General features: G+C 62.3%; 21 protein-coding genes and 2 pseudogenes. 17 read left to right on the forward strand and 6 right to left on the reverse strand.

Annotated elements, in window-relative coordinates:
- Together CLV78_RS14490 and CLV78_RS14495 are read right to left on the reverse strand one after the other, a co-directional pair.
- Window positions 1-170, reverse strand: a pseudogene (locus CLV78_RS14490) (electron transfer flavoprotein subunit beta/FixA family protein); the annotation flags it as partial.
- 58 nt (window positions 171-228) lie between these two features.
- Entirely contained in the window at window positions 229-984 is a 756-nt protein-coding gene (locus CLV78_RS14495) for an SDR family NAD(P)-dependent oxidoreductase (RefSeq protein WP_106205550.1), read from the reverse strand.
- 436 nt (window positions 985-1,420) lie between these two features.
- On the opposite strand from CLV78_RS14495, the gene CLV78_RS14500 reads away from it, so the two are divergent.
- From CLV78_RS14500 to CLV78_RS14560, 13 genes are all read left to right on the forward strand, one after another.
- A complete protein-coding gene (locus tag CLV78_RS14500) occupies window positions 1,421-2,440 on the forward strand; it encodes a LacI family DNA-binding transcriptional regulator (protein WP_158263539.1) in 1,020 nt (339 codons plus the stop codon).
- A gap of 390 nt (window positions 2,441-2,830) precedes the next feature.
- Window positions 2,831-4,093, forward strand: coding sequence for an ABC transporter substrate-binding protein (locus CLV78_RS14505; RefSeq protein WP_158263540.1), 1,263 nt, complete (start codon window positions 2,831-2,833; stop codon window positions 4,091-4,093).
- 108 nt (window positions 4,094-4,201) lie between these two features.
- Window positions 4,202-5,149: a carbohydrate ABC transporter permease gene (locus CLV78_RS14510; protein ID WP_106205553.1), complete on the forward strand. Its 948-nt coding sequence runs from the start codon at window positions 4,202-4,204 to the stop codon at window positions 5,147-5,149.
- Entirely contained in the window at window positions 5,142-6,023 is an 882-nt protein-coding gene (locus tag CLV78_RS14515; RefSeq protein ID WP_106205554.1) for a carbohydrate ABC transporter permease, read from the forward strand. The genes CLV78_RS14510 and CLV78_RS14515 overlap by 8 nt, the downstream gene beginning before the upstream one ends.
- Before the next feature lie 3 nt (window positions 6,024-6,026).
- Complete coding sequence (locus CLV78_RS14520) at window positions 6,027-7,217, forward strand: ABC transporter ATP-binding protein (RefSeq protein WP_106205555.1); 1,191 nt, start codon at window positions 6,027-6,029, stop codon at window positions 7,215-7,217.
- 75 nt (window positions 7,218-7,292) lie between these two features.
- Window positions 7,293-8,459, forward strand: a complete 1,167-nt coding sequence (locus tag CLV78_RS14525) for a CaiB/BaiF CoA transferase family protein (RefSeq protein WP_106205556.1) — start codon at window positions 7,293-7,295, stop codon at window positions 8,457-8,459.
- 290 nt (window positions 8,460-8,749) lie between these two features.
- Window positions 8,750-9,727: a TRAP transporter substrate-binding protein gene (locus CLV78_RS14530; protein WP_106205557.1), complete on the forward strand. Its 978-nt coding sequence runs from the start codon at window positions 8,750-8,752 to the stop codon at window positions 9,725-9,727.
- Between the two features lie 70 nt (window positions 9,728-9,797).
- Complete coding sequence (locus CLV78_RS14535; protein WP_106205558.1) at window positions 9,798-11,843, forward strand: hypothetical protein; 2,046 nt, start codon at window positions 9,798-9,800, stop codon at window positions 11,841-11,843.
- 135 nt (window positions 11,844-11,978) lie between these two features.
- Window positions 11,979-12,452, forward strand: a complete 474-nt coding sequence (locus CLV78_RS14540; RefSeq protein ID WP_106205559.1) for a TRAP transporter small permease — start codon at window positions 11,979-11,981, stop codon at window positions 12,450-12,452.
- Between the two features lies 1 nt (window position 12,453).
- Window positions 12,454-13,731, forward strand: a complete 1,278-nt coding sequence (locus CLV78_RS14545; protein ID WP_106205560.1) for a TRAP transporter large permease — start codon at window positions 12,454-12,456, stop codon at window positions 13,729-13,731.
- 277 nt (window positions 13,732-14,008) lie between these two features.
- Window positions 14,009-14,353 carry a hypothetical protein gene (locus CLV78_RS14550; protein WP_146136698.1) on the forward strand — a complete coding sequence of 115 codons (345 nt, stop codon included), beginning with the start codon at window positions 14,009-14,011 and terminating at the stop codon, window positions 14,351-14,353.
- Window positions 14,354-14,421: 68 nt separating this feature from the next.
- Window positions 14,422-14,694 (forward strand): enolase C-terminal domain-like protein, encoded by a 273-nt coding sequence (locus tag CLV78_RS14555; protein WP_106205562.1) that lies wholly within the window; start codon window positions 14,422-14,424, stop codon window positions 14,692-14,694.
- Window positions 14,695-14,803: 109 nt separating this feature from the next.
- On the forward strand, window positions 14,804-15,694 hold the full coding sequence (locus CLV78_RS14560) for a formylglycine-generating enzyme family protein (protein WP_425427954.1): 891 nt from the start codon (window positions 14,804-14,806) through the stop codon (window positions 15,692-15,694).
- 3 nt (window positions 15,695-15,697) lie between these two features.
- On the opposite strand, the gene CLV78_RS23660 is transcribed toward CLV78_RS14560, so the two are convergent.
- Window positions 15,698-15,919, reverse strand: a complete 222-nt coding sequence (locus tag CLV78_RS23660) for a hypothetical protein (RefSeq protein WP_146136699.1) — start codon at window positions 15,917-15,919, stop codon at window positions 15,698-15,700.
- Window positions 15,920-16,316: 397 nt separating this feature from the next.
- Between CLV78_RS23660 and CLV78_RS24800 the strand changes: the two genes are divergently transcribed.
- Entirely contained in the window at window positions 16,317-20,933 is a 4,617-nt protein-coding gene (locus CLV78_RS24800) for a calcium-binding protein (RefSeq protein ID WP_106205564.1), read from the forward strand.
- A gap of 404 nt (window positions 20,934-21,337) precedes the next feature.
- Here the strand turns inward: CLV78_RS24800 and CLV78_RS14570 are convergent, their stop codons facing one another.
- The 3 genes from CLV78_RS14570 to CLV78_RS24525 are packed head-to-tail and all read right to left on the reverse strand — an operon-like array spanning window position 21,338 to window position 23,848.
- Window positions 21,338-22,327, reverse strand: a complete 990-nt coding sequence (locus CLV78_RS14570; RefSeq protein ID WP_245925070.1) for an aldo/keto reductase — start codon at window positions 22,325-22,327, stop codon at window positions 21,338-21,340.
- A 43-nt stretch (window positions 22,328-22,370) separates the two neighbouring features.
- The gene (locus CLV78_RS14575) at window positions 22,371-23,579 is read right to left on the reverse strand and encodes a UxaA family hydrolase (RefSeq protein ID WP_106205565.1); all 1,209 of its coding nucleotides are present in this window, start codon (window positions 23,577-23,579) and stop codon (window positions 22,371-22,373) included.
- On the reverse strand, window positions 23,576-23,848 hold the full coding sequence (locus tag CLV78_RS24525) for a UxaA family hydrolase (RefSeq protein ID WP_158263542.1): 273 nt from the start codon (window positions 23,846-23,848) through the stop codon (window positions 23,576-23,578). Before CLV78_RS24525 ends, CLV78_RS14575 begins: the two co-directional genes overlap by 4 nt.
- 147 nt (window positions 23,849-23,995) lie before the next feature.
- Here CLV78_RS24525 and CLV78_RS24295 point away from each other — a divergent pair, with 147 nt between their 5' ends.
- The 3 genes and pseudogenes from CLV78_RS24295 to CLV78_RS24530 all read left to right on the forward strand — a co-directional run bounded on the left by CLV78_RS24295 (window position 23,996) and on the right by CLV78_RS24530 (window position 25,575).
- The gene (locus CLV78_RS24295; protein WP_146136701.1) at window positions 23,996-24,157 is read left to right on the forward strand and encodes an ATP-binding cassette domain-containing protein; all 162 of its coding nucleotides are present in this window, start codon (window positions 23,996-23,998) and stop codon (window positions 24,155-24,157) included.
- A 15-nt stretch (window positions 24,158-24,172) separates the two neighbouring features.
- Entirely contained in the window at window positions 24,173-24,634 is a 462-nt protein-coding gene (locus tag CLV78_RS14585) for an ABC transporter permease (RefSeq protein WP_106205567.1), read from the forward strand.
- A 119-nt stretch (window positions 24,635-24,753) separates the two neighbouring features.
- Window positions 24,754-25,575, forward strand: a pseudogene (locus tag CLV78_RS24530) (sugar ABC transporter substrate-binding protein).
- The last annotated feature ends 88 nt before the right edge of the window (window positions 25,576-25,663 follow it).

The following is a 25,663-nucleotide window of genomic DNA, read 5'->3' on the forward strand; positions in this document are numbered from 1 at the left end:
TCGTCGGCCTTCCCGGCTTCCTTCAGGCGAATGGCCTCTTCGACAGCGATCTCGTCAAAGGGGTTCATCGACATCTTCACATTGGCAAGATCGACACCGCTACCGTCCGCCTTCACGCGGACCTTCACATTGTAGTCGATCACGCGCTTGACCGGTACAAGGACCTTCATCAGCGTGTCTCCATTGGGGTCGGCAGGACAGGGGGCCTGCCGGGGCGAGAGTGGTTGATCAGTTGTGGGCTCCGCCGTCGATCAGGATTGATTGACCGGTCATGAACGACGATTCGTCCGAAGCGAGGTAGACAAAGAGCGGGGCGATCTCGGCGGGCGCGGCCTGCCGCCCCAACGGGACACTGGCGGCAATGGCGTCCTGCTGGGCGGCGGTTCCTCCCAGGTTGGCGATTGCAGCGGCATTGAAGGCCGTGTCTACCCAACCGGGGCAAAGCGCATTCACACGGATGTTGTCCGGCGCAAGCTCAAGGGCAAGCGCGTTGGTGAATGACACCACGGCCCCTTTGGAGGCGCAATAGGCCGCCAGTCCGGCCCCGCCCCGCCGTCCGGCATTCGAGGACATGTTGACGATGGCGCCACCTGTCCCAGAGGCGCGAATATGGGGAATCGCATGTTTCGCGCCCAGAAACTGCGCGCGGATGTTGATCGAAAACACCCGGTCCCAGTCGGATGCCTCGAAATCCTCGGTCGGGCCCGCCTTTTGCAAGCCGGCGTTCTGACAGAGAGCGTCGAGGCCTCCAAGCCATTCAACCCCTTCGGCGACCATGTTGGAAATCTGCGCCTCCTCGGTGACGTCGACCTGGATGAACTGGACATTGGGGCCGAGCTCTTCCGCCGTTGCCGCGCCGTCCCGCGCGTTCACATCGCCAATCACCACCCGCGCCCCCTCGGCGACAAACATGCGGGCGGCTTCCTTGCCGATATTCTGGGCGGCCCCGGTAAAAATAACGCGTTTTCCTTCGAGCCGTCCCATCGTGCTCCATCTCCCATCTCAGTTCGGCCCAGGCAAAGGTCGCACCCTGAGCTGCGGCGGTTTCTCATACGACGCTGGATAATAAAACGTTTTATCAATTTGTCTACCGCAAATACCACCGAGCATTGCGGTGGGGGTGCTGCCGGCCGGTTCTACCTTTGCCAAGGCCGGATTTGGTTGAGAGATATATCCGAACGCGTCATGCTGGGCGTTGGTATGTGGCTGATCAGGGGGTGGGGCGCCAAACGACAGGGTTGGCGTTTCGGTTCACTTGCGTATTGTGATTGTTCGACACTAGAATAGTAAAATGTTTTACCAAATTCCACTATTCCGTGTCGATTGGCCGTGATGGCCGGTTTGAGGGTGGAGTGGAGCCCCCCCTCGAGGAGAGTGGCGGGCTTGAGGGCGTGCCGCGCGAGCGATGGGGCAAGGGATCATGAAGAAGCGGGTCAGTATCAAGCAAGTTGCAGCGCATGCCGGTGTTTCGGTCGCAACGGTCTCCCTTGTCCTGAATGGCAAGGGGCGCATCTCCGAGGCGACGAAGAAAGAGGTTCACAAGTCGGTAAAAAAGCTCGGCTTCATTCCCAACAAGAGCGCGTCGCGGTTGAGGTCGGGGCGGTCTCTCCTGATCGGATTGATCGTCAACGATATCTCGAATCCGTTTTTCGCGGAGCTTTCGGCCGACGTGGAGAGCGAGGCGGCACGCGAAGGTTACCTGTCGGTCATGGCCAATACTGGCGACGATATTGACAGGCAGAGAAAGGTGATCGAGACGATGATCGGGCAAGGGGTCGCCGGCTTCATCATTTCGGCGGCCACCGGGTCCGATGCGTCCACGTTCCAGATCATCCGGGACTATGGCATTCCCTACGTCCTGTGCGTTCGGGATGTGCTCGATCACGATGCCGATTTTGTCGGGTTCGACAACTTCATGGCCGGCGGTATGGCCGGAGCGCACCTTCGCGAACTGGGCCATGAATCCGTGGTATTTGTTGGCGGCGAGCAGGCCAACATCAACAGGCGCAATCGTTTGGAGGGCGTTCGCGAAGAACTGTCTCGGCAGGGAACAAAGATCGACGATGCCTGCGTTTTGCCGGGGCCCGCAACGCGTGAGTTCGGCACGAAGGCCGTGGGGGAGTTGCTGGAGCGCGGGCGCCCCTTCACGGCAGTCGTCTGCTTCAACGACTACGTTGCCATCGGCGCCTACGCTGCGCTCGTGGAAGGTGGCATGCAGGTCGGACACGATGTCTCTGTCGTGGGATTCGACAATGTTCCCGAGTCAGGCGCCTGGTCTCCTCCGCTCACGACCGTCGAGCTTTTTCCAAGGGCGCTGGGTGCGCGCGCGGCCAAGGCGCTGCTGGCGCGTATCGGCGAGGAAAGCCTCGCTGCTGAGCGCATTCTCCTGTCTCCCCGGTTGATCGTCAGAAAATCAACGCGCCCGCCCGGGAGAAGCTGACACCCTCACCCAGTGTGCCGCGCAACCGTCACTGCGCGGTGATGATCTTGCCCACCCTGCGCGATTGTTGCGGGGTGTATTGCGTTTAGGGTCAGGCGCATTTCGGCAGTTGATAGATAAAACGTTTGAATCAATGTGTTGATCTGTGGTCGCTGTGCCTTGCCGGGCTTTGCCCGGGGCCGCGCGCTCCGTGTTCATCATCTACGCGCCGATTCTGGGGTAAGGCGCAGAAAGCGGCCAGAAACGGGACAATATGGCGTGAAATGTGGCCCAATGAGAAGATTTCCCCACGTTCGGCTGCAGCAAAAAACTCTTGACAGATTGAGGGGTGGTGTAATTAATCGTTTTATCTATCGGGCCGAGCGCCCATCAGATCAACGGGAGGACAAAATGAAACTGAAGCGGAAATGCGCCGCGTTTCTTGCGGTCAGCGCGGTCGCGCTGTCGTCGGCAACACCGGTGTTGGCCCAAGGAAAGCTCGACATTATTCACTGGTGGACATCGGGCGGCGAGCTGGCCGGTATCGAGGTGCTTCGCGAGAATATCGAGGCCCAGGGAATTGAATGGATCGACGCGGCCTCGGCTGGTGGCGCGGGCACCAATGCGCGCACGCTGTTCCGGACCCGTGTGCAGGCCGGCGATCCGCCCGCCGTCATGCAGGCGCTCGGCACCGAAGTGAACGAATGGGCCGAGACCGGTATTCTGGGTGACCTTACGGCGCTTGCCGACGAAGAGGGCTGGTACGATCTGGTGCCCGAACCGCTGCATCCCTTCATGAACGTTGACGGCAGCACCGTTGCCGTGCCGGCCGTCTGGTCGCAGATCAACTGGGTTTGGGGCAACAAGGCCATCTTCGAGGAGCATGGCGTAGCGCCGCCGCAGACATGGGACGAACTGGTCGCCGCGGCCAAGGTGTTCAAAGACGCCGGCATCACTCCGATCGCCCATGGCGGTCAACCCTGGCAGGATACGGCGATCTTCGACGGCATTCTGGTGAGCTTCGACGATCCGGAGTTCTACAAGAAAGTGGCCTTCGAGCAGGATCGCGAAACCCTTGAAGGTCCGATGTTCCGTGAGGCGATGGAGCGTCTGCGCTGGTACTCCCAGCAGTTGGACGAAGCATCGCCCGGCCGCGAGTGGACACAGGCGCAGGCCATGGTGCTGAACGGCGAAGCGGCGATGTCCTGGATGGGTGACTGGGCCAAGGGCTGGCGCGTGGCGCAGGGTCAGAAGGCGGGCGAGGATTTCATCTGCTTCCCGACGCCGGGCTCGAACGACATGTTCGTCTGGCTGGCCGACTTCTTCTTCTTCCCCAGGATCGAGGGTGAGGCGGACAACGCCGCACAGCAGGCATTTGCCTCTGCCGTGATGGAGAAGCAGTTCCAGCATGACTTCAGCCTGATCAAGAACGGCCTGCCGGTGCGCACCGACGTCGACAATGCCGAATGGGACGATTGCACACGGGACTCCATTGCCCGTGCCGAACGGGCCAATGAACGCGGCGGCCTCGTTGCCTCGCTCGGCTTCGCCCACTCCGCACGCAGCGATGTGCAGGGTGTGTTCCGCGACACGTTGTCGGAATTCGTCAACACGCCCGACATGAGCGTGGACGAAGGGATCGAGATCCTGATCGACGGTCTCGACAGCCTCTGAGTTCCTCCCTGGCGGCGCCGATCTGGGCGCCGCTGACATCGTCGGGGCGGCGGTTGCCCGAAAAGCGCGCCGCCACGGCTTTCCGAATTCCGGATACAGATCGCGATCATGGCCATCACAGACAACAGCATTCATGTGCCTACCTCGCAGCCGAGAAAGCTGCGCAAGGGGACAACCTGGGTCGGGCGGAACCTGCCGTGGCTGACGCTGCTGCCGACGGGGATCCTCGGCGCAATCTTCATCTACGGTTTCATCGTGCTCACCATCTATATCTCGATGAGCGCGTCCAAGCTGGTGCCCGACTATACGTTCGTCGGCTTCGAGCAATGGGCAAAACTGTGGGGCATGCGCCGGTGGGGCATCGCGGTGAACAACCTCTTTGTGTTCTCGGGGCTGTTTATTCTGTTCGCGACAACCATCGGGCTGGTTCTTGCAATCCTGCTGGACCAGCGCATCCGCCACGAGGGCGCGATCCGCACGATCATCCTCTACCCGATGGCGCTGTCCTTCATCGTTACCGGCACGGCATGGAAGTGGATCCTGAACCCCGGGCTGGGCATCGAGTCCCTTCTGCACGACTGGGGGTTCGTCGAGGCGCAGTTCGACTGGCTGGTACGGCGTGACCGGGCGATTTATACCGTCGTGCTTGCCGCCGTCTGGCAAAGCTCCGGCTTCATCATGGCGATCTTCCTCGCCTCCCTGCGCGGGATCGACCCGTCAATCATGCAATCGGCGATGATGGACGGCGCGAGCAGCTGGCGCATTTATCGCCGCATCATCATTCCGCAGCTTCGGCCGGCCTTCTTCACCGCCGTCGTTATCCTGCTGCACATGGCGATCAAGAGCTATGACCTTGTCATTGCGCTGACCAATGGCGGCCCGGGCACGGCCACAGATCTGCCCTCAACCTTCATGTACGACTACGCCTTCGACCGCAGCCGGATCGCGATTGGTGCTGCCAGCGCCACGATGATGCTGTTCACCATCGCGGCGATCATCGTGCCCTATCTCTACAGCGAGTTGCGCTCGCACAACCGGAGCCGTGGCCATGCATGACATCGTCCTTGGTGAACGCAGCACAACGGATCGCATCCTGCGGGCGCTGGTCTATGCCATCCTGATCGGCTTCGTGCTGTTCTATCTCGCGCCGCTCTACGTGATGGTCGTCACGTCCGTAAAGAGCCTGGAAGAGATCCTCGCCGGCGGGCTGTTGAACCTGCCGAAGAAGTTGGATTTCTATGGCTGGGACGAGGCGTGGAACAATGCCTGCGTGGGCACCGAATGCCGTGGCATGGCCCCCTTCATGATCAACTCGCTGATTGCCTCGACGCTGGCGACGATCATCCCCACAGCCATCGGTGCGCTCAACGGCTACGCGCTGTCGCTCTGGCGGTTCAAGGGATCGGAGCTGTTCTTTGGCATGCTTCTGTTCGGGGCCTTCATCCCGTTCCAGATCGTGCTTTTGCCGATGGCCTCCTTCCTCGGCTGGATCGGCTGGTCTTCCTCGCTGACGGGGCTGACATTCACCTACATCGTCTACGGTCTTCCGTTCACCACGCTCTATTTCCGCAACTTCTTCGTCAGCTTCCCGATCGATCTGGTGAACGCGGCGAAGATTGACGGGATCGGGTACTTCCGGTTTTTCTGGCGGGTCGCCCTGCCAAGCTCCGTCCCGATCATGATCGTCAGCGTGATCTGGCAATTCACCAACACCTGGAACGATTTCCTGTTCGCAAGCACCATGACCAAGCTGGAAAGCGCCACGGTCATGGTGGCCCTCAACAACTTTGTCGAGGTCGCGAACGGGGTCAAACGCTACAACGTCGATATGGCGGCTGCCATCATCGCCGGTCTTCCAACACTTGTCGTCTATCTGGTCGCGGGGCGGTATTTCCTGCGCGGTCTGATGGCAGGCGCAGTCAAGGGCTGAACAATGGCTACTCTAGAAATCGTCAACGTTCGCAAGAGCTTCGGAGCGGTGGAGGTGCTGAAAGGTGTCGACATCAAGGCCGAGGATGGCGAGTTCCTCGTTCTTGTCGGGCCATCCGGTTGCGGCAAGTCCACGCTTCTCAACTCGATCGCCGGACTGCAGTCCAATGATTCCGGCGAGATCCGGATAGATGGAGAGGATGTCAGCAATCTGCACCCGAAGGACCGGGACATCGCAATGGTCTTCCAGACCTACGCGCTCTACCCGAACCTGAGCGTCTGGGAGAACATCGCCTTTCCGCTGGAGTCCCGGAAGGTCGCCAAGAAGGAGCGCCGCAAGGAGGCCGAGCGCGTCGCGGAATTGTTGCACCTGACAGATTATCTCGACCGCAAGCCGCGGCAATTGTCGGGCGGCCAGCGGCAGCGCGTGGCCATGGGGCGGGCGCTGGTGCGCGATCCGCAGGTGTTTCTGTTCGATGAGCCGCTGTCCAATCTCGACGCGAAGCTGCGTGTAGTGATGCGCACCGAGATCAAGAAGATGCACCGGACGCTCGGCACGACCATGGTCTACGTCACGCACGATCAGATCGAAGCCATGACCCTCGCCACCAAGATCGTCGTTCTGAAAGGCGGTGAGGTGCAGCAGGTCGGCTCGCCCGACGAGGTCTACAACACACCGGCCAACATGTTCGTGGCGGGCTTCATGGGATCGCCGTCGATGAACTTCCTGGAAGGAACTCTGCGTCAAGCCGGGCAGGAGGCGCGCATGGACATCGTGCGGCCAGACGGCGGCGTCGTTGCGCTGGTCCTTCCCGTCGGGGAGGCGCTGGCTCAGGAGTTCGACGGTCGCAAGGTGATCATCGGCGTACGTCCCGAAGCGATGGTGGACGAGGAATCCGAAACCAAGGACGGCACCTACCAGCAGATCGACTGGCCGTTGGAGATCCTGGAACCGACCGGTGCCGACACGATTGCGGTGCTCCAGTCCAACCTGGAGGGCGGCGAGGAAGAGATGGTGGCCCGGTTCGCGGCCAGAACCTCCGCGCGCCCGGGCGCGATGGTGCAGCTGAACATCGACATAAGCGCGGTCGTGCTGTTCGATCCGGACTCCGAGAAAGCCATCTACCATGCGGCCGCGCCCGAAGAGGCAGGCAAGCTGGTGCATCTCCACCCGGCCCGCAACACCGCAGGCTGAAAGGACTATCGCGAGTTCGTTCCGCGTTTCGACGGGGCGGCAACTTGCCAAGAATAACTCAGGGAAAAGAACCCAATGCTTGAACTGCTCAAGGGCATACGCGTCGTAGATTTCAGCCACGTCTGGCAGGGGCCGGTGGCGACGCTGATGCTTGCGGACCTCGGAGCCGATGTCATCAAGGTTGAGCGTCCCGGTCGGGGGGATTGGTCCCGCGCCTGGGGGCCCTTCGTCAACGGCGTAAGTCTGCCCTTCGCCGCGTTGAACAGGGGAAAGCGGTCCATCGTGATCGACCTCAAGAGCGATGTGGGGCAGGCGGCACTCGACCGTCTGCTTGAGACGGCGGACGTGATCGTTCACAACTTCCGACCCGGCGTCGACAAGAAAATGGGTATCGATTTCGAGACTCTTCACAAACGGTTTCCACGTCTCGTTCATGCGTCCGCCTCCGGTTGGGGAGAAAAGGGGGCGGACGCCGAGCGCGGCCGGGCCGGGCACGCCCAGATGGCCGCTGCGGAAGGCGGGCTTTTCTCGCCAGCCGATGGCGGGCGCCTGCCGGAGCCTCCGACTGTTTCCGTGGATCACCTTGCCGGAATGGTCCTGTCGAACGCGATCCTTGGCGGGCTCCTCTCCCGGGAGCGGACCGGCAAGGGGGTTCAGGTCTTCACCGATCTGCACAGCGCGGCCCTGACTGCGCATGTCTGGGCCGGGGGCGAGCACTTGAACAGCGGGTCGCTCGACGATGCCGAAGTCAATCTGACTGTCACCGAGAAAGCGATCCGGCACAGCTGGGAGACATCGGACGGCTATATCGAGATTTCACCGGTCTTTACGGACAATCCCTTGCAGTTGATCTGCGGCGGATTGGGCATCGCTGACCTGAGCGCCGACCCAAGGTTCGCCACGCCTGTCTTGCAACTGGAGAACCAGTCCGAACTGGTCGCGCTGCTGGGGGCTCGGCTCAAGGAGCGGACAACAGCGGAGTGGCTGGAAGTGCTGGAAGCACATGGCATCCTGTGCGCCCGGATCTTCACCCCGCAAGAGGCGCTTGAAACGCCGCAAGCCAGAGCGAATGGCATGATCGTGGAGGTCGATGATCCCGTGGCCGGTCGCCTCAGACTGATCGGTTCCGCCGTTCGCAGCACCGCGCCGAAGGCGCCCAGCGGTCCGCCGCCGGCGCAGGGACAACACACCGAGGAGGTCCTCTCGGAGATTGGTCTGTCCGTGGCGCAGCCGGCGGAGTGAAGCGCGCGGCGCGTTCGGGCCAACGGGACAATCCGCAACAGAACGCCTGCGCACTGTCGGGGTGGTCGATGCGGACCTGTCCGACAGGCCCAAACAGAACACGGAAAGGCGCGTTTTCTGGCGGTGACGCCATGCTCGGGGCCGCTTTGGCGGGCCACGACGCTGCGGAGCACTACGCCCCGTGATGACGAAATTGACTGTGCCGCACCGGACGCGACCTTTTGGGTTGACGGTGCGAGCAGAGTACACCAATAATCAGGTTAAACGTTTACTCAAAATGGGAGGAAAACATGACAATGGTGCGCAACATGGTGTTTGCGGCGGTTGCCGGGCTCGGAATGATGCCGTTCCAGGCCGACGCCGTCGAACTGGCGGCCACGATCGACGGACCGGTGACCACGGGGCAGGGGCAGGGCTTCCTGAAATTCGGGGAGGTTCTGTCCGATCTGACCAATGGAGAAGTCACGGTCAAGGTGTTCCCCGATGCCCAGCTGGGATCCGGCGGCGAGGCTTTCGAGCTTCTTGAGGACGGGCAGATCGCACTCTACGCCATTGCCCCCGGCTACCTGGCGGAGTTTGCGCCGACCGTGCAGTCGCTTGTCGTGCCGTTCGTGTTCCGTGACTTCGATCATTGGCAAAGTGTCGTCAGCGGCGAGATCGGCGTCGAGTTCGCCAATGACGTCGCCGAGGCAACTGACGCGATGGTGATCGGGTATTTCGGCGGCTCCATCCGCAACCTCGTCAGCTCCAAGCCGGTCGAAACCGCCGAGGATGTTGCCGGCCTGCGCGTGCGTCTGCACCCGGCCGCGGTCCAGGTCAAAGCCTGGGAGGCGCTCGGCGTCGTGCCGACGGTCATGGCCTATGGCGAGATCTACTCCGGCCTTCAACTGGGCGTTGTCGATGGTCTTGAGAACGAAGCGGAATGGGTTCTGCGCATGAAGTTCTATGAGCAGGCGAAGTATTACGTGCAAACCGAGCATGAATACGTGACCCGCCCGGTACTGTTCTCCAAATCAATCTATGACAGTCTCACCCCCGAGCAGCAGGAGGCCGTTCTGGAGGCCGGACGCCAGGCCACAGCCTATCAACGTGAACTGGAGCACAAGTTCGATTCCGAATCCAAGGCTGCGCTGCGGGACGAGCACGGCGTGAACATCGTCGAGATCGACAAGGCGAAGATCCAGTCTGCCGTTGCCCAAGCGCTTGAGCCGGTGGTCGAAGAACTTGGCCTCGTCGAAGCGGTCGAGAGTATCCGGAACTACAAGTAGCGGCGAAAAGCGAATGCGCCGGCGGTCAATGGTCCATTGATCGCCGACGCTTGAGTGTGCGGGGAATAGAATGACGGATCTGTGTGACCGGTTGCTTCCGGACGGGGCCGAATGGGACAGTGCCTTTTGCCTGCCGTGCACCATGATCGACGGGCACCCCTTTCACACCATGTGGATCGCCGCCGACTATGCCTGCGCCCTTGTTGAGGCGGCGACGCCGGAATGCCTGACCCGTGCAGAATGTGTCCTGCGGGCATTGGCCGGGTTTCAGGATGCCGACCCGGCCTCGCCATCAATCGGGAACTTCCGGTGGGAGCACGAAGACCCCGGCGTGGAGGATCTGAATGCGGTGGTGTTCTTCGCGATCCGGATCGTGCCTCTGCTCCATCGCCACCGGGCCCGCTTGTCGGCGGACCTGCTTGACGTGCTGCTGCCCACTGTCCGCCGTGCTCTCGGTGCGATCGAGAGCATCAACGTCGGGCCGGAATACACCAACATCATCAGCCAGTCCGTCGCCGCGTTGATCGTCGGAGGGCAGTTGCTTGATGACCCGGACATCATCGCGCTTGGGAGTTGTCGCTTTCGCGAATGGGTGTCTCTGGTCGATGAAAGCGGGTTGGCCCATGAGTTCAACTCGCCCGTCTACACACAGATGACCGTTTCGGCGCTCCGGGCTATCGAAGACCTCTCTGCAGATTCCGGGCTTCGCGCTGTGGCCGCGCAGGTCCGGTTGCGCCAGATCCTGAGTGTCGCTCTCCACATCAACAGCGCCACCGGGCGCATGTCCGCCCCGCACTGCCGGGCTTATTTCCCGTTCCTGGTGGCGGAAACGCCGCCTGATATCGACGTGCTCAAGGATTGGGTGGCGCGTGGCTGGGCGCCGGACTGGATGCTGGAGCTTTGCCGTGCGGACAAGGGGATAGTCCGCGAGACATCCGACCGTGCCCGTGGCGTCCATTTGACGAGTTTCCACGGTGCCGGATATTCGGTTGGCACGGCATCGCGCGAACTCGACACGCAGAACAATCGGTATATCGCGGCACAAACCACCGCAATTGCGGTGCAGTTCATGGGCAAGGACAAGGCGCCCGGTACCCTGTTCTGCAAGTATGTCTGGAATGACGAATGGCTGGGCGACTACGCGACCGCGCCGTCGCGCCCCAGCAGGCAGGTGTTCTTCGACCACGGGGCATTCCTCGGTGTTCAGGATGGGCCCCGCATGATCGGCGCGTACCGGCCCCGCCGCCTGGATGCCTGGAACCGTACCGCCAGCGCCAAGACGTGCCTGGTGGTGGCTGATGCGCGACAGGTCGGGGCGGTTTGGGTCAAGGGGCAGAAGCTGCCGCACCTTCCGGCGGAAATTGATCCGACAGCCGCCGTCACCCTTGATCTTGGCAACGTTCACGTCGTCTTGAAACCCTTGTCATCAAAGGAGCTTCAGCCGGAGCTTCCCAACCGTCTGGTCGAGCGCGACGGCATGCTGGTTTTCGAGATACCCGACTACCTTGGCCCGGCCCGAACATTCTGGAATCAGGCCAAGCCGGGCGCGTTCTTTCAGGGGCACATCCGCGCCGGGTTCTATGCCGAAGTGTTCCCGTCATCGGCGGGTATCGATCCCTCCACGCTGGCAACGCTTGTCGATTCCGGGCTGTTGACCGATGAGTCTGATCCGCCGATCCGTCCCGATCAGGGGGTGCGCAACTGGACGCTGGCTTACGCGCGGGGAGAGTACAGCCTCGGCATGAAGATCGATCTCCACAACTGGCGCAGGCTGGCCGACTGGACAGGGGTCGGTCCGATTGGACTGCCCATGCTGGAGTCCTCTCTGGCAAAGCAATCCTGTGGCGGGCGGATCGACCTCGGGGGCGCCACTTTGATCTTCAACGCACAGCCCGCATGGTTGGTTGCGCTGCCGGACAGCGGGCTCTGGGCCGCCAGCGTTCATCCCGGTGACCTTGCGGGGCCGATCCGATTGCAGACGCCCGGCGGCAGCGTCGAGCTTCGGCAGACAAGAGGTGCGACGATACTCTGGCAGGATGGAAAGGTCTGGGTCGACCATACCGCCCCTGGAGCGCGTATCTCCGTCGAGGGTGGAAATCTGCTGGGTGCGACCTGACTGACACAACACCAGGGACCCGCGTGCATCGACTGCCAAAGTAGCAAACTTTGACACCTGCGATGGGTAGACAAAGGAAGATCAAACGATTAAGCAAATTGACGAGTCTCCGACCGAACGGGAGTGGGTATTGGGATGATAAGATCTGCCTTTCGATACGTTCTGGCCGCGCACCTGGCTGTGCTTTGCGTGCTGGTCGCCTATCAGGTCGTCGCGCGATACGTTGAGTTCATCCCACCGTTCCTGTGGACCGAAGAATTTGCGCGCCTGGTCTTCATGTGGATGGTGATGATCGGCGCCGGATACGGTTTCATCCAGCAGACGCACTTCTCCTTCACGTTTCTGAAGTCTGCGATGCCGCCGAGGTTGGGGCGCTACCTGTCCATCGTCATCCTGCTGGCTTCGCTGGCAGTCATGAGCTTCTTCGCGTGGTCAAGCTGGATCTTCTTCATGAAGGGGTTCGGGCGGACGTCGCTTGTCACCGGTTTGCCAATGGCGACCAGCTACGGCGCGCTTCTGTTTGGCGGCTTGATCAGCGTCTGTGCCATTGCGGTGTCTCTCTTCGGTGTGGTCTTCCGCTCCGGCGCATCCGACGAGCAGGAGGGCTGACATGGAACTTGTCATTCTGATGATGGTGATCATTGGCGTCTGTATCGCCATCGGTGTGCCGATCGGTGTGTCTCTCATGGCAGCCTCCGCCACGGTGCTGGTGATCGAACCGCATCTGAGCTTCTTCATGCTGGCGCGCCGCTTCTATTCCAGTCTCGATTCCTTCGTGCTCCTCGCGGTGCCGCTGTTCCTGCTTGCCGGGTCGCTGATGAATGAAACCGGGATCACCGAACGGTTGATCCGATTTGCTTATGCGATTGTCGGCCATTTTCGGGGTGGCCTGGCGCATATCAACATCGTGGTCAGCATGCTGTTCGCGGGCATCTCGGGGTCTTCGACGGCTGACACCGCCGGTGTTGGGGCCGTGCTGATCCCGGCGATGGACGGGAAAGGCTATTCCAAGTCCGTCGCAGTGGCGATCACCGCCGCTTCCTCGGTTCTGGGCGCGATCATTCCGCCGAGCATCTTCTTTGTCATCTGGGGCGCGATAACGGGAACCTCGGTTGCTCAGCTTTTTGCCGCCGGGATTATTCCCGGTATCATGATCGCCCTCGCACAGATGGCCTATGTGGCGCACCGTGCACGGCTGGAAGACTGGCCGGTGGAGCCGCGCGCCGACACGAAGGAGTTCGTGGCGTCCTTCCGCGGTGCAATTCTTGGACTGGGAGCGCCCATCATCATTGTGGGCGGGATCATGTTCGGGTTTGCCACGCCGACCGAGGCGTCGATCCTCGCTGTGCTCTACGCCTTTGGGCTCGGGTTCTTCGTATATCGAAACCTGACGATCTCCCGAAGCATCGACATCCTCTCCGATAGTGCCCGCCTGATCAGCCTCTCGCTGTTCTGCTACGGCTCGGCGGGATTGTTTGGCTGGCTGCTGTCCTTCTACCAGATGCCCGACCTGCTGCTGGCGCAAACCGAAGGCCTGCCCAACTGGGCGCTGTTGCCGATATTTGCGCTGTTGTGCATCGTGCTCGGCACGTTCCTTGATGCGTTGGTGATTGCCATCATCATCGGCCCGCTGTTCCTTCCGGCGATGGTCGCAGCCTCCGTGGATCCGGTACACTTCGGCATCGTCGCAGGGATCTCGCTGGCCATGGGCCTGATTACACCGCCCTATGGGCTGTGCCTCTTGATCGCCTGCGCCCTCGGCAAGATCGAGATGCACGAGGCAATTGCCGACACGATGAAGATGTTTGGCGTCACGGCGTTGATCCTGCTCATTATAATCCTGTTCCCGGCACTCACGACGTTCATGCCGCAATTCCTGGATATCTGACAGGGAGCAGATACAGGCCCGTTTCCTTTGGTGGCACTGCCCCGGCAGCGGAACAGCGCGGCAACCTTGGTTGCCTGCTACCTTGCCGTTCCCTATGGCAAGGCCTGAGATCCACTGGCAGGAAACGCGAAACCACCGGTCCATCCGTCTCGAACGAGACCTGACGGATCATACGCACATGTTTCGACTACTCGCGTGGATCACATGCGTACGAGGAGGGTCACCGAGCCCGTGTGCTTTTCCCGCGCAGCTTCTTTTTTAGGTGCTGCTTGCGGCCATGGTTGGCACGATTGCCGTGGGCATCTGGGGGCCGGCGGTCTACCTGATCGCGAAAGTGCTCGGTATCAACATGGAAACGACGCAGGGTTTTCTGATCGGCTATGTGGGCATCTCGTTCTTTGTTGTCACGCTCGCGAGCACTCTCGGCTTTCAGGGGCTAGTGCGGAAGATCGTCGGCATTTACGGGGCGATCAACATGCGCGACCCGTTCATGCGGGGCATCACCACGGAGTCGCAGCCATCAACACCGGGATGGGCGCTTGCGGCGGCCTACGTCGCGATCCTACTGCTGGCACTGACGGCATCGGTTGTTGCGATCCCGAGCCATGATCCAAATGCGTGAATGCAGGGACCTGTGATCCTGACTACGCGACTGATGCGAAGGCGAGCTCGGACATCACCTGTTGGCCAATGCTGGCGCTGTTCCACTTCCATTTCACGCCGGTGATCAACCATGACTGGGGCTCCGCGGTGGCGGTGGCGACGAACCTGCAACTTCTGGCGACGGTACCGCCGCTGCCGGAGTTCGACACCACCGAGAACCGCTTCCGTGACGGGCTGCTGGCTGACCCGCTCGACATCCAGGGCCAGATGGCGCGCAAGGGCCGGGTCGACATCCCGACCGGGCCGGGACTTGGTGTGGAACCCGACCGGGACTTCATTGCGAGGTACGAGGTGGCGTAGCATGGGGTGTCGGCTGTAGTGTTTGCGCCAATCACATGGAGGCATTCCCATCGATATTCCAGCACCGAAAAAGGCCTGCTGCCTGCCGTCCAGACCGGGTGAGCATCGATTGGCGGCAAAACCGGAGATCCGGCGCGCTGACATTCGGCCCAGGCGAAACTGCGTCCCGGTGCCGGGTGGGACGGCCTGTCTTGGAACCGCACGGCCGCTGATCGTGGACGATGCCGAAGGACCGCCGGTCAGAAAGCGCGTGCGGGACCTCTGGTGGGAACGTGGTGCGGTCTCGGTGGGCCAGTACCGGCACTTTGTCGAAGCGACGGGCCATGCCTCGGTCGCGGAACGGTCCGGCTGGTCCTTTGTCTTTTTCAGCCATTTGCCCGGGGCGGTTGAGGATACCCAGGGTGTACAGGGGCTGGAATGGTGGCGGAAAGTTCACGGCGCTTCCTGGGAGTTTCCGACTGGGCCGGATGGAAGGGCTGCTCGGGATGACATGCCCGCGACCCATATCGCCTGGGAGGATGCCCGCGCCTATGCGGCCTGGGCGGGCGGACGGTTGCCTCGCGAGGTGGAATGGGAGCATGCCGCGCGAGGCGGTCTGGGCGATGTCCGGTATCCTTGGGGGGACGCGGAGCCGAATGACACGGATTTCTTTCCCTGCAACATCTGGCAGGGAACGTTTCCGACGCGGAACACCGGGGCGGATGGGCACCATGGTCCTGCGCCGGTGCTTGCATACGACCCGAATGGCTATGGGCTGTACCAGATGGTCGGCAATGTGTGGGAATGGACCGCCGAACCGTTTCGCCTCAGGTCAAACACGCAAAACGCGAAACGGATCATGCAGGCCTCAAAAGGCAATCGGCTCCTGAAGGGCGGCTCGTTCCTTTGCCACAGCAGCTATTGCCACCGCTATCGGATCGCCGCGCGCATCGGAAACACGCCCGACAGCACCAGCGAACACACCGGTTTTCGCGTGGTCTACGACCGACCGCCGGGCTGACAATCAAATCCGCCGGTGCACATGCTGCTCGCCGCGGTCGCGCTCGTCGACATAGCTGCCGACGGGCGGATGGTGGCCCGGTCCCGCCAGCCAGTCGCCTTCCGCCTCCATCCAGTCAAACAGACGGCGTTTCAGGTCCGGTTGAACCCTTGCCCGCGCCGGATCGCGTTGCATGTGCGGCCGAGCAATTGATCGACTTTGGGGAAGAATGCCGAGCAACACCATCGAACCTGCGCAATCGGGCGCGGCAATGGTGCCGCAGATTGCCGCCCGGAGTTGCGAGGCAATCGTGGCGTGCCTCCTCGCGGTGGCATTTCTCGAGACCTCTTGAGGCAAGGCGATTGGCTTGCGATGGTCCTAGCAGCCCCCCGCGGCGCGTGAGAAAGGCGGCGCGCCAATTTGCGATCGGGTGCCGAAGATAACGTCCACTCGGGCCGTCCTTGGCGTCCTGCTCGCTGGCTTTCCACAAAACGTTGCGTATCGCCCCCCGGGCGCGCTACGCTCCACGATGACGCTGCGTAATTCTATGGCAGCGCAATCAGGTACCGGGGGCAGCGAGACTTGGCGCGAACAGTATTCTGGTGCCGTTGCGGCGCTTGCATTCCCATACAGGAGGTGCGCCATGTCGCATGAGGAATATCGCCAGGAGCAAGAATACCTGACCCAGAGTCTGGTCCTCGTCCGCGATTGGTGGGCTTTCATCGGATACGGGCTCACCGGCGCCAAGGGGGTGGTGACCGTCTACGCCAAGTACAACGACTACATCGACAAGTCGACCAAGATGATGGACGCCACCGACTACGCGCTGAGCGGGCTCAATTTCTTCCTGCCGCTCAAGTCGCCGATCACCGCGATACAAAGAGTGCTCAAGGCCGGGAACGATCCGATCCGGCGGATCGACGACAAGTTTGACCGGCTCGATGGGATTGCCTTCAAGACGACGCCAAAGAAAAAGGCGATCTGGGACGGTATCGATGAGGCGAAGGAGCGGTTGGACGACGCCGCACTCGCGCATTCGGTTGTCCGCGATGGCCTGACATCGACGATTTTCCTGCTGGAGAATGCCAACCAGGCGGGCGAGAACCAGGGCGCGGCAGTTCGCGCGGCCTTGCGGATCGGTACCGAAGGCCCGGGGGACGGCCTCGACGGTGCCTCGGACTATGCCATCCTCAAGCGCGCGCTCGACAAGCAATCGGCTCCCCGTGCCGACGCCATGGAGAGCATCAGGCCGAATGTCGCGGCCGTGCGTGTCAAGGTCGATGATTTCACGTCCATCCTCGACGCCATCGATTTCCCCGGGATCACGACGCAGATGGCCGGCTTGGATCGCATCGGCGAACTGCTGGAAGCGCTGAAGGTACCGCTCGACATCGCAGTCTCGGCGCTTGAACCCGTCAAGCCGTTGCTCGACGCGATCGGGCTTCTGTCGAAGCTTGTCGATTCCGTCGTCGATTTTGTGGTCGAGACCCTGGGTCTGGGCGGGCTGATAGATGCCGCGGAACAGGCAATCGCCGATCTGCTGCCCTCCGCCAAGCTGCTCGACAAGTTCCTGGAATTGGTCCGCCCCCTCGACGACCTCTTGCAGGAGATGATCGACGAGGCGCTCGGTGCCGTTGCCATGTTGGCCGACGTCGAACTGGCGGCCTTTGGTGGCGGCATGGGCGATGCGCTCAAGGGCGTCACCGGCTGGGCCGACGATGGCGATTCCGTGCTGCGCGGAGACGATGGTGGCGACGTCCTCGACGCCCTCGGAGGCGACGACAAGATCTTTGCCGGTGGCGGGGACGACATCATCGTGGCGGGCGAAGGTTCGGACGAGATCTATGGCGAGGGCGGCAAGGACTTCATCCATTTCGCCGCGAGTTTCACCGAATATGAGCTGGCCCGCGATGAGGCCGGCGACATCATCGTCAGCCACGTCAAACCCCGTGGTGCGTTCAACAGCGGCGTTGACGTATTGAAGTCACTCGACGATCTGGACGTGGTCGGCTTCTCCGACATCATGTTCTCGGGGCGTGAACTGAAGGATGCGATCATCGGCGGTTCGGTCCTGAAGGGCACGCCGCAGGCCGACCTGATGTTCCTCAGATCCACGGGGCAGAAGATCGACGGATTCTACGTGGCCGAGGGCTATGGCGGCGACGACCGCATCTTCGGTTCAACCGGCGATGACCGCCTGAACGGCGGGACAGGCGACGACGTTCTGCTCCCGGGGGAAGGGGACGACGAGGCCATCGGCGGCCCCGGGATCGACACGTTCCAGGTTCTTGAAGGCGCGCGGCGGTCGCTGCGGATCGACCTTGAACAGGGCACGGCCTTCGGACAGGGATCTGACCGCGTGATCGACATCGAGAACGTCGTCGCCATGCCCGGCCAGAAGCACTTCGTTCGCGGCACCAATGGCGCCAACACGATCTTCACCGCAAGCGGGGTCGATGTGATCTCCGGCCGTGGCGGCAAGGACTGGATCAGCGCCGGTGGCGACGACGACTACATCGTCGGCGGCGCGGGTGCGGACCGGATCGATGCGGGAAGCGGGCGCAATGTGATGATCTCGGGCAGTGCCGCGGTCAAGGGCGTCAGTGACACCTACATCGGTGGCGTGGACTACGACGTCGTTGCCTATACCTCCTCTTCGAACCTGATCAAGTTCGACATCAATGACCAGAGCGACGACCCATCGATTCTCCAGCAGCTGAAGACCTACATGTCGGAGGGCATGGACAGCGGCCGCGTGGAGATCGACGGCACCACGGGCAGGGTCGCACGCTTCAATGACCGTGGCAACAAGGTGGCGACGGACCGGACGGAAAGCGTCGAAGGGTTTGTCGGCTCCGATGTCGCCGATCTGCTGGTTGGCGGCCCGGTTGCAACGTTTCTGCACGGCGCTGGCGGCGACGATATCATCCGCACGAACGGGACAGGCTCGGTCCACGGTGGTGCGGGTGACGATCTGATCCGGGCCGAACGTGTCGATGGCGGCGCGACCCAGCTTCAGGTCGAGGGCGGACAGGGCAGGGACCGGTTGGAGCTCGACGGGGTGGGCGAGGCACGCTGGTTCTACAAGGTGGAGAGCGCCATCGCCTTGCAACTCCGTGCCCATGACATTGCGACCACGGGCGACGATCTGCGCAACGCTCGGGATGTCACGTTCTCGCTGAAGCCTCGCGACATCGAGGAGATCCTGCTGGGCGACCATGCCGACCATGCGATCTACAAACCCGGCGGCAGGCAGACGATCACCTTTGAGCTTGGCGGCGGTAACGACCGGTTCGACGGCGAGAACGGCTTGCCCGAGGTTCTGGCCGGTCCCGGCGACGATGTGGGCAACTTTTTCCGCGGCGGCGGTGGCATCTTCCGGGGTGGCGCAGGCGATGACCTCTCGATCTGGAGCGATACGAGCGTCGAGAATGCCGCGCTGATGGGGCAGGGCACCGACTCGGTCGAGATTCGCCGCTTCAAGGGGCACGCCGACGGCGGCGCCGGGTTTGACACGATCGGCTTCGAGATCGCTTTGAACTCGCGGATCGAGGCCGACCTTGGGGCAGGGACGGTACGCTCGTTCAAGGGCGTGGCGGCCAACAATGCCGAACAGGTCGACATGACCCTCGAAGGCTTCGAGCAGATCGTGGCGACCACTTTCGACGACAAGGTCCTCGGCTCTGCGGCCGGCGAACGGATCGTCGGACGAGGCGGCGCGGACACCCTGGACGGTGGCCGCGGCAATGACGAGCTTTTCGGTGGCTCCGGCAACGACGCCCTCCGTGGCGGAACGGGCGATGACACGCTGCATGGCGGCAGCGGAAACGACATGCTCGACGGCGGCGTCGGGCGCGACACCGCCTCCTACGCCTGGACACAACCCGGTGGAGTGCTCGGGGTGACAACGGCCACGGGGTTCGGTGGTGTGACGGTCAACCTCGCCGCGGGAACCGCAACCGGGGCCTTCGGGTCAGATACGCTGAAGAACATCGAGAACATCACTGGCAGCGGCGGTGACGATACCTTGACCGGCGACCAGGCGGCGAACTTCCTGTCCGGTGGCGCAGGAAATGATGCATTGACGGGTGGCGGGGGCAACGACCTGATCGTCACGGGCGCGGGGAACGACCGGGCCTCCGGCGGCAATGGCAACGACCGCATTCTTGTCGGCCTCGGCAAGAAGGTCGTGGATGGCGGCGGGGGCAAGGATGTTCTCGATTTCGGTCTGCTTGAAGGGGTCGTCACCATCAACATTCCGGCCGGCACCTATTCCGCGCGGATCGAGCAGGAAGTGCCTCGCTGGGCGCAGGGGAGCGGCAAGGGTGACGGCTTCGAGGCGCGCGACATCGGTGGAGTCATGATGACACCACGGGACGTGTTCGAGGCCGACCCGCTCCGCGCCAATGACGCGGGCGATCTGAACCGAACCCTTCCTGAGGAGGGGAAGGATGGATACGCGGCCGCTCAGATCGAGGTCGTGACGCGCCGGGTAGACGCCTCCGGCACGTTCCAGGGCATCGAAGAGTTCGAAGGAGCGCTCAGCGACGACCGGATCACCGGCGGTGGCCGCAACGACGTTCTGGATGGTGGCGGCGGGCGCGATACGCTGAAGGGCGGCGGCGGCGCAGACATGGTACGTGGCGGCGGCGGCAACGATCGGTTGCTTGGCAACGCCGGGAATGACCGCCTGTTCGGCGACACCGGCGGCGACACTCTTCTTGGTGGTAGCGGGCGCGATATGCTCCACGGCGGCGGTGGCGCTGACGTGGTGCGTGGCGGCGCCGGAAAGGACCGCCTGTTCGGCAACGCGCTCAGCGACACGCTTCAGGGTGGCGGGGGTGCCGACCAGGGGCACGGCGGCAAGGGCAACGACACGCTGATCGGCGGTGGAGGGACAGACCGCCTGCTTGGTGATGCGGGCAACGACACGCTTCTGGGCGGTAGCGACAGGGACACCCTTGTGGGCGGCCGTGGCCGCGACCTGATCGACGGCGGGGCCGGGCGCGATATTATGATTGGGGGCCGCGGTCCCGATACATTCCGCTTCCGGGATGCAAGTGTCGATGGCGACAGAATTCGTGACATGGAGAAACGCGACACGATCGATCTGTCTGCCTACAGCATCAAGTTTCGGGATCTCGGCATCTTCGAATCTGATGGCGGACGCGATGTTCGGATCACGCTGGACGGCAATGGCAGGTTCTTCCTCGACAAATTCGACGTCGACGATGTCACCCGCGATCTGTTCGACTTCTGAGAGGGGGCGACAGCGTCGCAGGCTGAGGAGGGAGTGGTTTGACGGGCCAATGATACACACATCGCAAGTCTCCAAACACCCTCTTCCTACCGATCTCACTTGCCGCGCCTCCATTGCCCGACAGTGGATCGCGCGGCGATCCAGCCCGATGCCATCGGCGCGTCCGTTGGTCGGACAGGGTCAGCGTTGTCGCCTGTTTGGCCGGGTGAACCCCACCGCTGGCTTTCGATCAATTGGTCACAAACCCTTTGGCCTCGCTGGTGGGCCGCGCAGCCCGAGCAAACCCGTATGCGTGCCAACAAGGTCGGCGGCGTTGGCAACTCAATTGACCCGGGGCTTCAGCGCCTCTGTGACCTCCTGCCGAAGGCATCCCGGATATCGGCAAAAGCCACCCGCCACCGGCATCACCTTGTCAGCCTCCCCAGGTCGAACAACTCCTGGTCGATGGCTTTGGGAAGGCGCGCGTTCAAGGCGTTGAGATTTCGGGACAGCGACGTCACCTTGCCCGTGCCAAGCAACACGCTGGCCACGTTTAGGCGGGTCTTGCAGAAGTGGAGTGCTGCCGTGGGCATCTCCACGCCGAGAGCTTCGCACTTGGCCTGCAAACGTCTCACCTTGTCGAGAATTTCTTCGGAGGCCGGCTCGTAGTTGAAGGTCGCGGACGGTCGCGGACCGGTTGCGAGGATGCCGGAATTGAAGACGCCGCCCTGAACAAGGCTCGTCCCCGTGGTGTCGCAGAGCGGTGCCAATTCTGCCTCCGCGCTCCGGTCCAGCAGCGTCCAGCGCCCGGCGAGAAGGATTACGTCGATCGGGTGGCGGCGCATGATGTCCACACAGATCTCGTTCTCGTTCACGCCTAGCCCATAGGCGCCGATCTTGCCCGCCTTCTTGAGTCCTTCCAGATGTGGCAATCCGGAGGTCAACAGCGCCTCAAGGTGCCGGGCGTTTTCGTCGCCATGCGTGTAGGTGCCGATGTCGTGGACGTATACGATCCCGACCCGGTCCAGACCGAGACGTTCGAGGCTGCCCGACAGGCTCCGTTCGATACCTTCGGCGGAGTAGTCGTAGTGGACATCGTAGGGGAGTGGGTTGATGAAGCCATCTGACGTATCCCGGGGTTTTCCAGGTGTCAGGACGCGGCCGACCTTTGTCGAAACCGTGAAGTCCTCTCGTGGCTTGCTTGCAAGGAACTTCCCGAGCCGGACCTCGGACAGTCCGCGACCATAGTGGGGCGCCGTGTCGAAATAGCGGATGCCCCGGTTCCAGGCGGCCCCGAGCACGGCCATTGCATCTTCTTCGCTGACCTCGACATAGAGGTTTCCAAGGCTGGCGCAGCCGAGGGAAACGTTGCTCACTCGGACGTCGGTGTTCGCGATCTGACGGGTCTCGATCATGGGACTGCTCCGATTCGGTGGGGGCGCTTTGGGCTGTTGCGATCTATCCTGCCACCTGAAGGCAGGCCGGGCCGAGAGGTTCGAAGACCTTGGAGGTCAGTGCAAATTCGTGGTGGCCAAGGTCTTCCGACGCGGTGCGACTGCCATGGGCGAGGGCCACGAGCTTGTCGCGGATTTCTGCGTCGACCTCGTCGAGCCCGGCGGCATCGCGCACGACCCGCCCGGCATTGACGTCCATGTCCTCGCCCATGCGTGCGAAAGTCTCCGGGTTGGCGCAGACCTTGAGCACCGGGGAAATAGCCGAGCCAACGGCGGAGCCGCGCCCGGTGGCAAAGATGACCGCATGCGCCCCCCAGGCGATCAGTTCGACGATCTCCGCCGTGTCGTTGATGTTCGGGAAGCCGAAGCGAGGCGTGCCATCGGGCACGACGTCCATGAGATACAGGCCCGCCGTTGGCGGCCGCTCGCCCGGCTTCACAATGCCGCTGATCGGCGAGGCGCCGGATTTCGCATAGGCCCCGAGGGATTTCTCCTCGATCGTGGACAGGCCGCCTTCGGCATTCCCCTGAGAGAAGGAGCCGTCGCCCATCGTGTCGTAGTAGCGGACGGCCTTCTGAACGGTCTCCACCAAGGCGTCGCCAAGCTCCGGCGACACGGCGCCTTCTGCCTTGACGTGTTCAAAGCCGATGAGTTCTCCGGTTTCTTCGAAGATGCAGGTCGCCCCTTCGGCCACCAGCCGGTCGAATGCGCGGCCGGCGGCGGGGTTCCCGGCGATCCCGGAGGTCGCTTCGGACCCGCCGCAGATCGTTCCAATGACCGGATCCGCAGGCGTCATCTCCGCCTTCGGAACGTTGGCGATCTGCCTGATCGGATCCGTGACCCAGTTCCTCCCCGCGGTGACCGAGGCCCGCGTACCGCCGGCGTCCTGAATCGAGATCAGGTGTGCGGGGCGACCGGACGTTTCGATGGCCTCCAGCAGTCGCCGTTTCTGGAAGTTTTCGCAGCCGAGCGATACCAAAAGCACGGCCCCGACGGTCTGATGGGTGCATAGCGCCTCCATCATCCCTTGCGCATAGTCATTCGGGAAACAGCCCGGAAAGCCGATCACGTGAACATCCTGCCCTTCGAAGGGGCAGGTGATCTCGCACGCGACATGGTGGGCGCATTCCACGAGATAGGCGACGACGACCGTGTTGCAGATGCCCTTGTGCCCGTCGGCGCGCAGCCAGCCTTGCATCGCTTGCCCCGTCATTTCTCTGACTCCCGGTCGCGGATGACCGTATAGCGGCTTGCGGAGTTGTGAAGATGCACATGCGCGCCCGGCGCGATGTCGCAAGTCGCGACCCCGATGGGAAAGCCGTACTTCATCACGTCCTGCCCCTCGCGGATCGGTGCCAAGGCGACCTTGTGGCCCATGCCAACCGTTGTTTCGAGCGTCACCTGCCGCGTTCCGACCTGTTGAATGCTGCCCGCAGCGGCAGACCGTTTCGACACGCCGATGTTGTCGGCGTCATTCGTCACGAGAGGGTCCTGCCTCGCCGGTTTATCCATGGCCATCAACACCGATCCTCCCCGGTTCGATTCTTTCGTGAAAGGAACATTGACGGCAAGTCATATGATTTTTTGATCATATAAAAACAACTTGAAGGAAACGTGCAGGGAGGATCCATGGGCGAGTTGACCCAGGGTGTTCCCGTGCTTGGGGCATGGGGGATTACCAAGCGTTTCGGCGGCGTGACGGCGCTGGACTATGTGGACCTTGAATTGCGGCAGGGTGAATTCTTGGCGATCGTTGGCGACAACGGTGCGGGCAAATCGACCCTGGTCTAGGCGATCACCGGCGCCATGAGCCGCGATGCCGGCGCCGTCTACTTCGACGGCAGCGAGGTGCAGATCGCCTCGCCCTCGGATGCCAAGGATATCGGGATCGAGACCGTCTACCAGGACCTGACGCGGTTCCCCGAAAGCTACCAGATGCTCGGATCGGGCTACGTGATGCCGATCTCGATCATGTTCGGCGCGGCGCTGCTGATTGGGCTGTTCCTGACCCGCACACAGTTCGGAAACCACGCTTATGCCATTGGCGGAAATGAAGAAGTTGCCCGGCTCTCTGGCGTCGACGTCGCCCGCTCGCGGATCAAGTACTACATGATCGGCGGATTGATGGCGGGCATCGCAGCGATCCTGGAGGTCTCCAAGCTCAACTTCGCACAAAGCTCGCGCGGGCAATCCTATGAGCTTTTCGCCATCGGGCTGATCATCATCCTCGCCGTCTGGTGGGACGTCTGGCAGCGCGGAACACGATAAGTCCGGCGCCGCCCCGGGGAGTTCAAGGATGGGCGACGCAATCGAAGACAAGCCAATCAAGGGAGGAAACCAGAATGGGCTACAAAATCAAGGTAATCGCCACGGCAATGACCGCCGTCATGATCACCGGTGCCGCATGGGCCGAAGACCTCAGGATCGCCCAAACCGGCTATTCCACCGACCAGCCCTTCTGGGGGGGCGTGGGCGAAGCCACCATGACACAGGCCAAGGAGATGGGCGTCGAGTTGCTCGACCTCACCGCCACGCAGGCCGACGCCGCAGCACAGAAGGACGCGGTGGACCGAGCCATTAACATGGGCATCGACGGCATCACCATCGGTTCGGTTAACAACCGCTCCTTCGGCGAGTCGCTCAAGATGGCCAAGAGCAAACCTTTGGTGGCCGTGGACATTGGCATCGAGGACGATGACATCTCCAGCCTTGTGCAGACCGACAACCTCGCCACCGCCGGAACCGCCGAAAAGTTCAACGCCGACAACGTGTCCGGGGGGGCGGTGCTGATCCTTGGAGGCTCCGCGGGCCACCAGACCGGCAACGCCCGCCGCGACGGTGTGAAGAGCACCGCCGAAGCGGCTTGCCTGAACGTGATCTTCCAGATCTGCGACTGACAGGAGGCGTGCGGCTACCGGAAGACGATCAACTTCCTGCAGTCCGACCCGATGGCGCTTGCTGCTGTGTCGGCCGCCAAGGAACTTGGCAAGCTGGAAGACCTGGTGATCGTCGGCTTCGATCGCAACCCCGGCAACCTGAAGTCGATCGCCGCCGGTGTGCAAACTGCTGACATCAAGCAGGACAACACCAAGTTGGGCCAGGAATCGGTCAAGGCCATCGTGGGTGTAATCAAGGGCGAAGAGGTCGAGGCCTTCACACCCATCGGCGGCATCCTGATCACCGCAGAGAATGTCGCCAACTTCATGTAAGAAAACCGACCGACCCCGCCGCGCGTGGGGCCGGCTCCCCCTTGAATTCCGCACCGAGAGCCCGCCATGAGAGCGCCTCAGATCAGCG

Source organism: Aliiruegeria haliotis (assembly GCF_003003255.1).
GTDB classification, from domain to species: Bacteria; Pseudomonadota; Alphaproteobacteria; order Rhodobacterales; family Rhodobacteraceae; genus Tropicimonas; species Tropicimonas haliotis.

What these genes read in the sequence shown, in the direction of transcription:
- CLV78_RS14500 (WP_158263539.1), top strand. Translation starts at nt 1,421, where the DNA reads ATGAAGAAGCGGGTCAGTATCAAGCAAGTTGCAGCGCATGCCGGTGTT.
- CLV78_RS14570 (WP_245925070.1), bottom strand. Translation starts at nt 22,327, where the DNA reads ATGATCGAGACCCGTCAGATCGCGAACACCGACGTCCGAGTGAGCAAC.
- CLV78_RS14575 (WP_106205565.1), bottom strand. Translation starts at nt 23,579, where the DNA reads ATGACGGGGCAAGCGATGCAAGGCTGGCTGCGCGCCGACGGGCACAAG.
- CLV78_RS24800 (WP_106205564.1), top strand. Translation starts at nt 16,317, where the DNA reads ATGTCGCATGAGGAATATCGCCAGGAGCAAGAATACCTGACCCAGAGT.
- CLV78_RS14505 (WP_158263540.1), top strand. Translation starts at nt 2,831, where the DNA reads ATGAAACTGAAGCGGAAATGCGCCGCGTTTCTTGCGGTCAGCGCGGTC.
- CLV78_RS14525 (WP_106205556.1), top strand. Translation starts at nt 7,293, where the DNA reads ATGCTTGAACTGCTCAAGGGCATACGCGTCGTAGATTTCAGCCACGTC.
- CLV78_RS14535 (WP_106205558.1), top strand. Translation starts at nt 9,798, where the DNA reads ATGACGGATCTGTGTGACCGGTTGCTTCCGGACGGGGCCGAATGGGAC.
- CLV78_RS14540 (WP_106205559.1), top strand. Translation starts at nt 11,979, where the DNA reads ATGATAAGATCTGCCTTTCGATACGTTCTGGCCGCGCACCTGGCTGTG.
- CLV78_RS14495 (WP_106205550.1), bottom strand. Translation starts at nt 984, where the DNA reads ATGGGACGGCTCGAAGGAAAACGCGTTATTTTTACCGGGGCCGCCCAG.
- CLV78_RS14550 (WP_146136698.1), top strand. Translation starts at nt 14,009, where the DNA reads ATGGTTGGCACGATTGCCGTGGGCATCTGGGGGCCGGCGGTCTACCTG.
- CLV78_RS14515 (WP_106205554.1), top strand. Translation starts at nt 5,142, where the DNA reads ATGCATGACATCGTCCTTGGTGAACGCAGCACAACGGATCGCATCCTG.
- CLV78_RS14555 (WP_106205562.1), top strand. Translation starts at nt 14,422, where the DNA reads ATGCTGGCGCTGTTCCACTTCCATTTCACGCCGGTGATCAACCATGAC.
- CLV78_RS23660 (WP_146136699.1), bottom strand. Translation starts at nt 15,919, where the DNA reads ATGGTGTTGCTCGGCATTCTTCCCCAAAGTCGATCAATTGCTCGGCCG.
- CLV78_RS14520 (WP_106205555.1), top strand. Translation starts at nt 6,027, where the DNA reads ATGGCTACTCTAGAAATCGTCAACGTTCGCAAGAGCTTCGGAGCGGTG.
- CLV78_RS14585 (WP_106205567.1), top strand. Translation starts at nt 24,173, where the DNA reads ATGAGCCGCGATGCCGGCGCCGTCTACTTCGACGGCAGCGAGGTGCAG.
- CLV78_RS24295 (WP_146136701.1), top strand. Translation starts at nt 23,996, where the DNA reads ATGGGCGAGTTGACCCAGGGTGTTCCCGTGCTTGGGGCATGGGGGATT.
- CLV78_RS14530 (WP_106205557.1), top strand. Translation starts at nt 8,750, where the DNA reads ATGACAATGGTGCGCAACATGGTGTTTGCGGCGGTTGCCGGGCTCGGA.
- CLV78_RS14510 (WP_106205553.1), top strand. Translation starts at nt 4,202, where the DNA reads ATGGCCATCACAGACAACAGCATTCATGTGCCTACCTCGCAGCCGAGA.
- CLV78_RS14545 (WP_106205560.1), top strand. Translation starts at nt 12,454, where the DNA reads ATGGAACTTGTCATTCTGATGATGGTGATCATTGGCGTCTGTATCGCC.